The organism is Intrasporangium sp. (assembly GCF_040414665.1).
Taxonomy (GTDB): Bacteria; Actinomycetota; Actinomycetes; order Actinomycetales; family Dermatophilaceae; genus Intrasporangium.
Genome location: NZ_JBEDUL010000018.1, coordinates 1 through 11,651, shown reverse-complemented (window position 1 = coordinate 11,651; position 11,651 = coordinate 1). Strand labels below are relative to the sequence as shown.

The window sequence follows — 11,651 nt, the reverse complement described above, 5'->3', positions numbered from 1 at the left end:
AGGTCGGAGGTGTCGTCCGGCTGCCCTCCGTGCCCCCGGTGCGCCAGTCCCCGGCAGCCGGCTGGGTCCACTCCGCCAGAGAACTCGTTGGCACCAAGCCCGATGAAACCGGCTGCTCCCGTCCGCTGAGCCCTGGTGGCCACCAGACGACCACCGCCACGATGAGGGCGACGACCGCGACGGGGAGCGCGACGGCCACGTTGCGGCGCCGTCTCGCAGCCCGCGCCTTCGCTCTCATCTCCGCACGACGCATGGCACAACAAGGTAGACGAAACGGACAGGTGGTGCGCAGCGCGAGCAGCCCGATAGCGTGGCTCCCCACCAGTACGTAAGGGCGGACGGCTGAGGTGGTCGCGATGATGAGGACCGGGTTCCACGAGGTGGCGGACCGGGTCTTCGTCGCCCGCTACCCCCAGTGGGACGTCAACGTTGGCCTCGTCCTCGGCCGCGACGGGGCCGTCGTCGTCGACTCCCGGGCCAGCAGCCTCCAGGGCTTCGAGGTGCTCGACGACATCCGGCGCCTGGGCCGAGACGTCACCGTGAGTCACGTCGTCAACACCCACATCCACTTCGACCACACCTTCGGCAACACGGCCTTCACTGCGGCGACCGTTCACGCCCATGCCAACGTGGGTCGCGGGCTCGAGGCCGATGCCGAACGGATCAAGGCGCTGTTCCGCGCGGACCCGGACGACGGACCGGAGCTGGGCTACACCGCCCGCGACGTCGTCGAGGTCCTGGCCACTGAGGTCCGCGGCCCCGACTGCACCTTCGAGCACAGCGCGACGATCGACCTCGGCGACCGCGCCGTGTCACTGACCTGGGCGGGCCGCGGTCACACCGACGGCGACATCTGCGTGCACATCGCCGATGCCGACGCCATGTTCCTCGGTGACCTCATCGAGGAGTCTGCCGACCCGGCCTTCGGCGACGACTGCTGGCCGCTCGAGTGGTCGGACACCCTGGCATCGCATCTCAACTGGCTCGGTCCCGAGAGCATCGTCGTGCCGGGCCACGGCCTGCCGGTCGACGCCGGCTTCGTGCAGCGGCAGCGTGACGAGATCGAGCGGGTCGCTGACGTCATCCGGGAGCGGCATGCCCAGGACTGGTCGCTGGAGGCGGCGGTGACCGAGCCGGATGACCGGCTTCCGTATCGCCTGGCGGTACTCGAGGGGGCAATCCGGCGAGGCTGGGCTCAGGTTCCGCAGCCTACGACTGGATCCTGAGCCGCGCGCCAACCCGCCGGCGCGCGCGTCTCGCCCCGGCCGGGGGCTCGGTGGACTCCGCTCCGCCCGATGCCGGAGTCGAAGCGGGGTCGGCGCGCCTGCCGATCCGTTCGAGCGGCAGGAACGCGAGCAGGCAGATGGCGGTCGGCAGGAAGTGGATCGTCAACAGGACGTAGGTGCTGGCGTGGAAGACCATCCAGAACCCCACCGCGACGAGCAGCGCCCGGCCCCGGAGCCACAGCATCACGGGCGACAGCAGCTCCGCGACGAAGACCGTCCACTGCATGACGTAGGTCAGCGCCGGTTGCGTCGAGAGCCACTGTGCAGGCTGGACATCGCCGCGGCGGCTCAACGCCCAGACGAGCGTCGCCGAGCTTCCCCAGAACCAGCCGCCCTCGCGGATCTTGGCGACCGCTGAGAGGAAGTAGGTCGCGACGACGGCGAGCTGGATCATCCGCAGCGCCCAGCCGGCAGCCTCGGTGCCGCGGCCATCGAACCATCCCGCCCGGCCCACCGTCGGCAGGACGAACAGGGCGACGACGAGGGCGAAGTGGTCGTGGTCGACCTTCCCGTAGGACATCCCGTTGCTCACCCAGTCGAGCATCGCGACCGCGCACACCCAGCCCGCGAGGCGCGGCAACCGGCCCGACGCGGCGACGGCGGCGCTGATGAGGATGACGAGCAGGAGGACCCAGCCATAGACGGGCGAGGGTTGGGGCAGGTGGAGGAGTGCGCGCACCGGCAATTCGCGGTAGAGGGCCGCGGGGACGTCGCCATGGTCGATCGGGTCGGTGACGAAGAACAGGACGTCGAGGATGACGATGGCGTAGATGGCGGCCCGCACCCGAGCGACCCGGGCCAGCGGTGTCCGGGGGAAGGCCCAGTCCCGGATGCTCATGGCAGCTCCTGGGGGTCGGCCGGATCGACGACGTGCCACGACACGACGACGTCGGTCCGGACCGGCCCGGGCACGCCACCGTTGACGACTCGCACGTCGTCCATCAGCTCGACCACGGCGAAGCGGGCCGCCTCCGGGGCCCGTCGCGCGTGGAGCACCGCGATCGCCTGCATCAGCGAGGGCTGCTGACGGAAGGACCACAGCTGGCCCTCGATCTCGGCGCGGCCCAGGCCGAGGGCGCCTCGAGACAGGTCCACGTGCACGCGGTCACCGTCGACGGTGGTGGCCTCGAGGTAGCGGGAGTGGATCTCGCCGTCCGTCGGGCTGACGGCGAAGGCGAACTGGCTCATCGGCGCGAACGGCCAGCCCTGGTCATTGCGCAGCCACGTCCCTGTGACGATGCCCGCGACCACGAGAACCATGACCACCCCCCGCAGGAGCAGGCCGACGCGATGCAGGCGTCCGCCGTCCTGATGGTTGACTGGTCCCGTGTCCACCCGCCTGCCCCTGTTGATCTTCGACGGCGACTGCGCCTTCTGCACCTCGTCCGTGGAGTTCCTCCGCCGTTGGGTCGACCGGACCGGCCGGTACTCGATCGAACCGTGGCAGCGGGTCGACCTTAGCGCCTACGGACTCACCGCGGCCGACTGTGTGGACGCGGCCCAGTTCGTCGACGCGGACGGCGCCGTCCACCCGGGCCACCGGGCCATCGCCGAGGCCCTGCGTCACGGCGCCCCGGGGTGGCGCCCGGTCGGCCGGCTCCTCACCGTGCCGGGCGTCGACGCAGTGGCGCGGCGCGTCTATGGCTGGGTCGCCCGCCACCGCGACCAGCTGCCCGGCGGCACCCCCGCGTGCGCCCTCCCCACCCAGCCGCCCCCAGCTCCGATCGAGTGAACGACATTCGGACGCCACCACGGATCGAGTGACTCGGCGCCCGCCCAGAAGCTGTTCACTCGATCCGAGGGGCGGGGGTTCACTCGGTCGAGGTGAGGGCGGACGGGAAGGCGTCGGCAAAGGACCGGATCGCCAGTCCGCCGTCCGCCGACCGGTCCACCGAGGTCGCCGCCAGCAAGGCGTGCACGATGGCTCGCCCCACGCAGTCGGCGCCCGCCTCCATGAAGGCCACGAGCTCGGCCAGCTCGACCGGGCCCCGCTCCCCCGTCGCCAGCGCAAAGAGCGTGTCTCCGTCGAACGCCGTGTGCACCGGCTTGATCGCCCGGGCGAAGCCGTCGTGGCCGACGCCGGCGAGCTTCTGGCACTGCGCCTTGCCCAGCGTCGCGTCAGTGGCGATGATCCCGATCGTCGTCGCCATCGCCGGCACCCCCGGCAGCTTGTCGGGCAGGGACTCGCCGCGTGCGCGGGCCTCGGCCACCTCCTCCTCGGACCCGGCGCCGACGTGAGCGAACTCGCCCGCGAGACCGAGCCCAGCGGCATACGGCCGGCCGGTGGTGGGATCCACGGCGGAACCGACGGCATTGAGCGCGACGATGGCCCCCACGGTCACGCCGGACTCGAGGACGACGCTCGCCGAGCCGACGCCACCCTTGAGCCCGCCGACCCGTGCGCCCGTCCCAGCCCCGACACACCCTTGCGCAACGGCGGAGGAGCCGGCCACGTCGTATGCCGCCCTCCCGTCCTCGGGCCGGGGATAGTGGCGCCAGGTGCCACCGCGGCCCAGGTCGAACAGGATCGCGCCCGGGACGATCGGCACGACCTGGCCGGGCTCCCGCATCGGCCAGCCGCGACCGTCGTCGAAGAGGCCGTCGACGACGCCGTCCACCGCCCCGAGCCCCGGCGCGCTGCCGCCGCCGAGGACGATGGCATCGACCCGGTCCACGAGGTTGCGCGGATCGAGCAGGTCGGTCTCCCGGGTGCCCGGCCCGCCGCCGCGCACATCGACCCCGGCGACCGCACCGCCGGGCGGAGCGACGACCACCGTCACCCCGGTCAGCCAGCCGGGCTCGTCACGGGTGCAGTGGCCGACGCGGATCCCGGCGACGTCGACGATGGAGTTGGTCGGGCCGGGTCGCATCGAAAAGTCAGGACTGGCAGCGGTCACTCGGGGTCCCTCAGGTCGAACTCCATGAGCCGGCCGGGAGACGCGAACCCCAGCCGCTCGTAGAACTGTTGCTCCTTCTCGTCCGGTGCGTTGACCCGGATCCACTTGACGTCGGTGGAGCGGGACCATTCGATCATGGCCTCGCTCAGCGCGCGGGCGACGCCGAGGTCGCGGCTGCCCGGAGTCACGAACAGGCCCCCGACGTGCAGCCAGCTGACGTCCCGTCGTCCCGGCCAGGGCAGGGCCCGGATGCGGCGGGTCTCGAGGATCCCGGCGTGCTCACCCCGCGCCTCGGCGATCCAGGTGGGCCGGTCCGGTCGCTCGGCGAGCCAGGCGTCGACGAACCGGTCGAGGTAACCCGGCTCCGACGGCATCCCGAGCTCCCGCGCGAACTGCAGGTGGAGGGCGGCAACGATGAAGGCGTCGTCCGCTCCTGCGCGGCGGACCACCACGTCGGCCATGGGGGAAGTGAACCACGCCCCCCTAGCAGAACCTCGGCAATCAGGCGTTGAAGCCGAGGCGTCGGCTGGTGCGGGCCCGCTGGCGGCTCGCCCGCATCCGGCGCAGACGCTTGATGAGCATCGGGTCCGCCTCGAGGGCGGCGGGGGTGTCGAGCAGGGCGTTGAGCACCTGGTAGTACCGCGTGGAGCTCATGTCGAACAGCTCCCTGATGGCCTGCTCCTTGGAGCCGGCGTACTTCCACCACTGCCGCTCGAAGGCCAGGATCTCGAGGTCCCGGTCACTGAGCGCGCTCTCGGAGTGGTGCGTCTGCTCCGTGGCGTGTTCTGCGCTCATGATTCCTGTCCTGCGTTGCTGGCTGAGTGGTGCGGCTTCGTCGGGGGGCCCCGCGAAACGGTAGCGAGTCGGGTGCGGGCGTTCCAGTCCGCCCGAAACGCCCGAACCGGGTCGTGTTGGCTCCCCACCCACCTTAGCGAGGAAATCACACGCTTGTGATTTCCTGAGGGCATTCACGCCATCGTGTCGAGGATCGCCGTGACGTCTTCCTTGCTGGTGTGCGGGTTGACCACGGCGAACCGGGTCAGCGTCTCCCCGCGGAAGGTGGTCGGTACGACGAAGGCGAACTCCGCGGCGAGCAGCCGGTCCGTCCACGCCTGGTAGTCCGCCGGCTCCCAGCCCAGACGTCGGAAGACGACGACGGACAGGTCCGGCTCCCGGACCAGTTCGACGTAAGGACGCGCCTCGATCTCCCGCGCGGCGTGGCGCACGACCGCGAGCGTGCTCTCGATCGCCTCGACGTAGGCGTCGGTCCCGTGGACCGCCAGGGAGTACCAGAGCGGCAGGCCGCGGGCCCGACGGGTCAGGCCGATGGAGTAGTCGGTGGGGTTCCACTCGGTCGCCTTGGTCAGGACGTCGAGGTAGCCGGCCTCCTGGGTGTGGGCAGTCCGGGCCAGTTCCGGGTCGCGATAGAGCAGGGCGCAGCAGTCGAACGGTGCGAAGAGCCACTTGTGGGGGTCGACGATGAAAGAGTCAGCCCGCTCGATGCCGTTGAAGAGGTGCCGCACGGAGGGAGCCGCGAGGCCGGCCCCGCCATAGGCGCCGTCGACGTGCAGCCAGAGGCCGAACTCCTCGCACACGTCGGCGACCGACTCGAGGTCGTCAACGACGCCGAAGTTCGTCGTGCCACTCGTGGCGACGACGGCGAAGAACGTCTCGGGTCCGTGCTCCTCGAGGGTCTTGCGCAGTGCTGGCCCGGTGAGGCGCAGCTTCTCGTCGACGGGCACGCCGCAGACCTCGGCGTCCATGACGGCCGCCATCGACACGACGGACGAGTGGGCGTTGTCGGTGGCCGCGATCCGCCACGGGCGGGCGCCGGTGCCGGCCGCCGTGGCCTTGTTGCGCGCGGTGTGGCGGGCGACGACGAGCGCCGACAGGTTGCCGACCGTCCCGCCCGGCACGAACACGCCGCCCGCGCACTCCGGCAGCCCCGCGAGGTCGGCGATCCAGCGCAACGCCTGGTTCTCCGCATAGACGGCGCCGGCCCCCTCCAGCCAGGACCCGCCGTAGACCGACGAGGCGCCGACGACGACGTCGAAGGCCGCTGCCTCACGGGTCGGGGCGCAGGGGATGAAGGAGAGGTACCGCGGGTGGTCGGTGGACAGGCACGCCGGCGCAAGGGTGTGCTCGAAGAGCTCCATTGCGCGAGGCGCCCCCAGCCCGGCGGCGGTGATCGTCTGGCCCGCCGCCGATGTCAGGTACTCCTCGGTCTGCGGCCCGTCGAGCGGGATCGGGTCCATGAGCAGACGCTGCCGCGCGTAGCGCAGGACCTGCTCGACGGCGACGTGGTCAGGATCCTTGTCGAAGGAGTGCACGGACGCACTCTAGGGCTCGTCGACACCCCTTCCGTATGCCGCTGGGCTCGCTCCCGCTCGCCGGCTCACCAGGTGCCGTGATCCTCAGTCGTTCTGGGGCAGGAGGAGGTCGCGCAGTTCCGAGGGGCTCGTCGCGATGCCGTCGGGTCGCACCTTGTCCAGGTTCGCCCGGACGCCGGCCCCCCACGTCACCGCGATGGTGGCCATACCGGCAGCCTTGCCGGCGAGCACGTCGACCACGGCGTCACCGACGTACGCGGCCCGCGACGGGTGGGTCTCGCCGAGCCGCTCCATCGCGAGCAGCAGGGGCGCCGGCTCGGGCTTGTGCAGCTCGGTGTCCTCGAGCGCCACCAGGGCCGAGACGTGGGGCGACAGGCCGAGCAGGTCCATGGCCTGCTGCGCCGACTCACGACGCTTCGAGGTGGCGACGCCGACCTTGGCCCCGGCCTCGTTCAGGGCGACGAGCACCTCGCGGGCGCCCTCGTAGCTGCGGATCAGCCGCTCGGTGTTGTCGGCGTTCCAGCTGAGATACGTCGCGTAGAGCTGGTCGGCGTGGTCCGGCGCATGGTCGCGGAAGGCGCTGCTGAGCGGGCGCCCGATCCACGACCGGATGACGTCCGGGTCCTCCTCACGGCCCATGACCGTGCGGAAGGCGTGCTGGTACGACTCGACGATGAGGTTCACGGTGTCGGCGAGGGTGCCGTCGAGGTCGAAGATGACTACGGGCCAGCGCGGCCCCAATGAAGCTGTCACGGGCACCCAGCCTAGGCGTTGCGGCGGCACGGTCCGAAATGCGCACGCCGCACCGGGCACCGTTGGTGGGGGTCATGTGTGCGCATCTGCCCACGCGCCGGGCGGGCCTCGCCCTATCCTGAGAGATCGGGGTCAACGGGGACAGGGAGAGGCCAAGGCGGTGGGCGGTCACCCGCGCCGCGCTCGCCAGCGGTCGCCTGCGCCGGGTGGTCCTCGCCTTCCTCGCGTTCAGCATCGTCGAGTGGGCGACGTGGATCGCCATCCTGGTGTGGGCCTTCGACCACGGCGGGCTGCGCTCATCGAGCCTCATCGCGCTCGTCCAGCTCGTCCCTGCGGCGCTGCTCGCGCCCGTGCTCGCGGCGTGGAGCGGTCGGCGGCGCCCGGAGACCGCTCTCGTGGCGGGGTACGCCACCCAGGGAATCGCGTTCCTCGGCACGGGAGCGGCGCTGGCCCTCGACGCGCCCTATCCCCTGTCGGTCGGCCTTGCCTGCATCGGTGCGGTCGCCATCACGATGACGCGCCCGGTCCACAACACCCTCCTGCCACGAATCGCACGGACCGCCTCTGAGCTCACCGTCGGCAACGCCGCCTCCGGCTCGGCGGAGGCCCTGGCTGTCCTTCTTGGCCCGCTCGCATGTGCCGCGCTGATCCGGCCACTCGGGCCGGGTGGCGTCGTCCTCGTCATGGGGGCGACCTGCCTCAGCTGCGCGATCCTCACCGCCGGCCTGCGACTCGACGCCGGCGGCGCGACCCAGCGCATGGAGCATCGCCCGCACCGGCTCGCCGGGGCGATCCTGCGCCACCCGGCAGCCCGCACGCTGACCTCCCTCGTCACCGTCGAGCACGTGCTCGTCGGGACCATGGACATCCTCCTGGTCGCGCTGGCCCTCGACCTCCTCGGCCTCGACGTTTCCGGCCCAGCGCTGCTCAACGCCGCGCTCGGGGTGGGCGGCCTCATCGGCGCCGCTGCCACGATCCTGCTCATGGTGGGGACGCGCGTCGTGCCGGGGATCCTTTTTGGGGGACTGGTGTGCGGCGTGGCCTTCGCGCTCACGGCACTGTCCCCGACAGTGGTGACTGCAGCGGCGCTCCTGACGGTGTCCGGCGCGGGCAAGGTGTTCTTCGACGTGTCCGTGCGCACCCTCGTCCAGCGGGCCCTTCCCGAGCACCTGCTCACCGCCGTCTTCGGCGTCATGGAAGCACTCACCATGGCGGCGATGGCCCTCGGTTCCATCCTCGTCCCGGCGCTCGTCGAGATCGCTGGCACCCGAGGCGCGTTCGTCGTAGCAGGGCTGTTGCTCCCCGTGGCCGGGCTCACCATGGCACGGCCCCTGCTCCGGCTCGACACCGCGGCGCAGGTGCCGGCTGACGTGAGAGAACTGCTCGAACACGTGCCGATCCTCTGCGTCCTCGCCCCACGCGTCCTCGACCGTCTGGCGATTGAGTCCGCTCGGCAGTCAGCGCGTCGCGGCACCGTCGTCGTGAGGCAGGGCGATCGCGGTGACACCTTCTATGTCATCAGGTCGGGCACCGCGGCGGTGACCGTCGACTCCGAGCCAGTCCGCGAGCTCGGCACCGGCGACTGGTTCGGTGAGGTGGCGCTGCTGCACGACTCGCCACGGACCGCGACCGTGTCGGCGGAGACCGACCTCGAGCTCCAGGTGCTTGGGCGCGACACCTTCCTCGCCTTCGTCGCGCACGTGCCACGGGCCGTCGAGGCAGCCGACGCCCACGCCCGCGGCACCTACCGCTGACCCGCACCCCCTGCAACACGCCCGGTTCCTCGGAACTCCCCGCGTTGCAGCAGGGCTGACCTTCGAGGAGCCGGGCGTGTTGCGGGGTAGGCCCCGGGGTCAGGGGTGGAGGTCAGGGGTGGAGCCAGCGACCGGCTCGCATCACCCGCGTGACCCGCGCCGAGCCGTCGAGCACGACGAGATCTGCGCGGGCCCCGACGCGGAGCACCCCTCGGTCAGCCAGCCCGAGCAAGCGGGCAGGTGTGCTGGAGGCCGACTCAGCGGCATACGGCAGGGAGATCCCGGCACCCACCTGGCGGGCCACCATGTCGGCGATGTGGCTCGTTCCCCCGGCGATGGATCCCTCGGGCTCCCCGGGCCGACTGGCGAGCCGGGCGGTGCCGCCGGAGACGACCACGGAGAGGCCGCCGAGCGAGTACGCCCCGTCGCCGACGCCGGCAGCAGCGATCGCGTCGGACACGAAGGCCACCCGCGACGGCCCGACGAGGTCCATGACGGTGCGGACCGTGTCGTCCGAGAGGTGGGCGCCGTCCGCAATGAGCTCGAGGGTCACGCCGTTGTGAACGGCCGCGCGGAGCAGGCCCGGGACCGCTCCCGGCGTGCGGTGGTGCCACGGATCCATCCCGTTGAACAGGTGGGTGGCGAGGTCGGCGCCGGCGGCCACAGCCTGTCCCACCTGCGCAAACGTTGCCGTCGTGTGCCCGATCGCCGGGTGGACACCCGACTCGCGTAGCTGACGCACGAGACGCATCCCGCCCTCACGCTCGGGGGCCAACGTCACCTGCCGGACGTGCCCGCGGCCGGCGCTCAGGAGGCGGTCGACCTCCTTGGGATCGGGGTCACGGAGCAGCCGCGGGTCGTGAGCACCACACCGGGCCTCGGCGAGCCACGGACCCTCGAGGTGGATGCCGGCGACGAGACCGTCGTCCGCAAGGTCAGCGAGGATCTCGACGCCGCGGAGCAGGTCCGTGGGCGACATGGTCACGAGGCTGGCGAGGAGAGACGTGGAACCGCGGGCATGGTGATGGCGAGCCGCTGCCGCCGCGGCGTCGGCGTCGAGGTCGGTGAACGCCGACCCACCACCCCCGTGACAGTGGAGATCGACGTATGCCGCTGTCATCGTCCCGAGGACCGGCTCGCTCCCCGGGGTGGCCGGGTCGGCAGGCTGCATCGGCCGGAGGGCGGAGACGCGCTCACCGTCGATCGCGATCTCGGTGGTGAGGACGGCACCGTCGACGAGGGCTGGTCCATGAAGCAGTGTGGTCATCAGGGCCGATTCTGCCGTGCGCGTCGTTCGATAGCGTGACTCCGTGCCTGCCCGTCCCCTCGCCGAGCTCGTCCACCCCTCGTGGGTACCCGTGCTCGACCCGGTGGCCGACACGATTGGCGCGATGGGGCAGTTCCTCCGGGCCGAGGTCGCGGCAGGGCGCGGCTACCTCCCGGCGGGCGGCGCCATCCTGCGTGCCTTCTCCGTGCCGCTCGCCGACGTCCGGGTGCTCATCGTCGGCCAGGACCCCTATCCGACCCCCGGCCACCCGGTGGGGCTGTCGTTCTCCGTCGCACCTGACGTGCGGCCCGTGCCTCGGTCGCTGCAGAACATCTACCAGGAGCTCGGGACCGACCTGGGGCTGCCGCCGCCGCCGAACGGAGACCTCAGTCCGTGGTTCGAGCGCGGCGTCATGCTGCTCAACCGGGTCCTGACCGTCTGTCCCGGGCGGCCGGCGAGCCATCAGGGCAAAGGGTGGGAGACCGTCACGGCACAGGCGATCTCAGGCCTGGTCGCGCGCGGTGGACCGTTGGTCGCGATCCTGTGGGGCCGCCAGGCCCAGTCCCTCGCGCCGATGCTGGGACAGGTGCCGCGCATCGAGAGCGCCCATCCGTCACCCCTGTCGGCACGGTCCGGGTTCTTCGGGTCGCGGCCGTTCAGCAGGGCCAACGAGCTCCTCGCCCGGCAGGGCGCCACCCCGATCGACTGGAGGCTGACATGACCGAGCCCGGTGCAGGTGAGCGACGCCTCTGGAGCCGTTACGTGGCCATCGGCGACTCGTTCACCGAGGGCATGTCCGACGACGACCCGCTGATCGTCGGCGACGGCTCACACGGCGAGTTCGCCGGGTGGGCGGACCGGTTGGCGGCGCACCTGTCGGAGCTGGCGCAGAACTCGGGGCTCGGGTTCGGCTACGCGAACCTGGCGGTTCGGGGGCGCAAGCTGTCAGACGTCGTGGGCCCGCAGCTCGAGAAGGCCCTGGCCCTGGAGCCCGACCTCGTCAGCATCGTCGGCGGTGGCAACGACATCCTGCGACCCAAGGCGGACCTCGACGCTCTGGCGTCTCGGCTGGAGGACGCCGTGAAGCGAATTCGGGCGACCGGCGCGGACGTGCTCATGGCGACCCCGGTCGACCCTGCGGAGGCTCCGTTGGTGAAGGCGACCCGGGGTCGGGCGGGCATCCATGCCGCGAACATCTGGTCGATCGCCCGGCACCACGGCGCCCACGTCATCGACCAGTGGGGTCTGCATGCCCTTCGCGACTGGCGGATGTGGGCGGACGACCGGATCCACATGACGAGCGAGGGCCACCGGCGAGTGGCGATGGCCGCGCTGCAGGCGCTGGGACATGCTCCGGCCGACGC

The 11,651-nt window shown here is 71.6% G+C and carries 14 protein-coding genes; 5 read left to right on the top strand and 9 right to left on the bottom strand.

Annotated elements, in window-relative coordinates; all coding sequences use genetic code 11:
• A partial coding sequence (locus ABF401_RS02220; protein ID WP_353507899.1) for a hypothetical protein occupies positions 1-253 on the bottom strand: 253 nt, incomplete at its 3' end.
• A 103-nt stretch (positions 254-356) separates the two neighbouring features.
• Between ABF401_RS02220 and ABF401_RS02215 the strand changes: the two genes are divergently transcribed.
• Entirely contained in the window at positions 357-1,226 is an 870-nt protein-coding gene (locus ABF401_RS02215; RefSeq protein WP_353507898.1) for an MBL fold metallo-hydrolase, read from the top strand.
• Here ABF401_RS02215 and ABF401_RS02210 read toward each other — a convergent pair.
• Together ABF401_RS02210 and ABF401_RS02205 are read right to left on the bottom strand one after the other, a co-directional pair.
• Positions 1,210-2,124: an HTTM domain-containing protein gene (locus ABF401_RS02210; protein ID WP_353507897.1), complete on the bottom strand. Its 915-nt coding sequence runs from the start codon at positions 2,122-2,124 to the stop codon at positions 1,210-1,212. The two genes, ABF401_RS02215 and ABF401_RS02210, sit on opposite strands and share 17 nt — an antisense overlap.
• Positions 2,121-2,621, bottom strand: coding sequence for a hypothetical protein (locus tag ABF401_RS02205; RefSeq protein ID WP_353507896.1), 501 nt, complete (start codon positions 2,619-2,621; stop codon positions 2,121-2,123). The genes ABF401_RS02210 and ABF401_RS02205 overlap by 4 nt, the downstream gene beginning before the upstream one ends.
• On the opposite strand from ABF401_RS02205, the gene ABF401_RS02200 reads away from it, so the two are divergent.
• Complete coding sequence (locus ABF401_RS02200; RefSeq protein ID WP_353507895.1) at positions 2,614-3,018, top strand: thiol-disulfide oxidoreductase DCC family protein; 405 nt, start codon at positions 2,614-2,616, stop codon at positions 3,016-3,018. The genes ABF401_RS02205 and ABF401_RS02200 overlap by 8 nt on opposite strands.
• A gap of 79 nt (positions 3,019-3,097) precedes the next feature.
• Here the strand turns inward: ABF401_RS02200 and ABF401_RS02195 are convergent, their stop codons facing one another.
• The 5 genes from ABF401_RS02195 to ABF401_RS02175 all read right to left on the bottom strand — a co-directional run bounded on the left by ABF401_RS02195 (position 3,098) and on the right by ABF401_RS02175 (position 7,266).
• Positions 3,098-4,156 (bottom strand): P1 family peptidase, encoded by a 1,059-nt coding sequence (locus tag ABF401_RS02195; protein ID WP_353507900.1) that lies wholly within the window; start codon positions 4,154-4,156, stop codon positions 3,098-3,100.
• Positions 4,157-4,179: 23 nt separating this feature from the next.
• Positions 4,180-4,644 (bottom strand): GNAT family N-acetyltransferase, encoded by a 465-nt coding sequence (locus tag ABF401_RS02190; RefSeq protein WP_331926490.1) that lies wholly within the window; start codon positions 4,642-4,644, stop codon positions 4,180-4,182.
• A gap of 40 nt (positions 4,645-4,684) precedes the next feature.
• Positions 4,685-5,065, bottom strand: a complete 381-nt coding sequence (napA, locus tag ABF401_RS02185; protein WP_502908183.1) for a nucleoid-associated protein NapA — start codon at positions 5,063-5,065, stop codon at positions 4,685-4,687.
• An 86-nt stretch (positions 5,066-5,151) separates the two neighbouring features.
• On the bottom strand, positions 5,152-6,513 hold the full coding sequence (locus ABF401_RS02180) for a pyridoxal phosphate-dependent decarboxylase family protein (RefSeq protein ID WP_353507893.1): 1,362 nt from the start codon (positions 6,511-6,513) through the stop codon (positions 5,152-5,154).
• A gap of 84 nt (positions 6,514-6,597) precedes the next feature.
• Positions 6,598-7,266 carry an HAD family hydrolase gene (locus ABF401_RS02175; RefSeq protein ID WP_353507892.1) on the bottom strand — a complete coding sequence of 223 codons (669 nt, stop codon included), beginning with the start codon at positions 7,264-7,266 and terminating at the stop codon, positions 6,598-6,600.
• A gap of 206 nt (positions 7,267-7,472) precedes the next feature.
• Between ABF401_RS02175 and ABF401_RS02170 the strand changes: the two genes are divergently transcribed.
• Positions 7,473-9,020 carry a cyclic nucleotide-binding domain-containing protein gene (locus ABF401_RS02170; RefSeq protein ID WP_353507891.1) on the top strand — a complete coding sequence of 516 codons (1,548 nt, stop codon included), beginning with the start codon at positions 7,473-7,475 and terminating at the stop codon, positions 9,018-9,020.
• Between the two features lie 112 nt (positions 9,021-9,132).
• Here the strand turns inward: ABF401_RS02170 and ABF401_RS02165 are convergent, their stop codons facing one another.
• A complete protein-coding gene (locus ABF401_RS02165; RefSeq protein ID WP_353507890.1) occupies positions 9,133-10,287 on the bottom strand; it encodes an N-acetylglucosamine-6-phosphate deacetylase in 1,155 nt (384 codons plus the stop codon).
• A gap of 43 nt (positions 10,288-10,330) precedes the next feature.
• Here ABF401_RS02165 and ABF401_RS02160 point away from each other — a divergent pair, with 43 nt between their 5' ends.
• Positions 10,331-11,008 carry a uracil-DNA glycosylase gene (locus ABF401_RS02160; RefSeq protein ID WP_353507889.1) on the top strand — a complete coding sequence of 226 codons (678 nt, stop codon included), beginning with the start codon at positions 10,331-10,333 and terminating at the stop codon, positions 11,006-11,008.
• Positions 11,005-11,651, top strand: a 647-nt coding sequence (locus tag ABF401_RS02155) for an SGNH/GDSL hydrolase family protein (RefSeq protein ID WP_353507888.1), incomplete at its 3' end; no start/stop codon positions are given. The genes ABF401_RS02160 and ABF401_RS02155, both read left to right, overlap by 4 nt.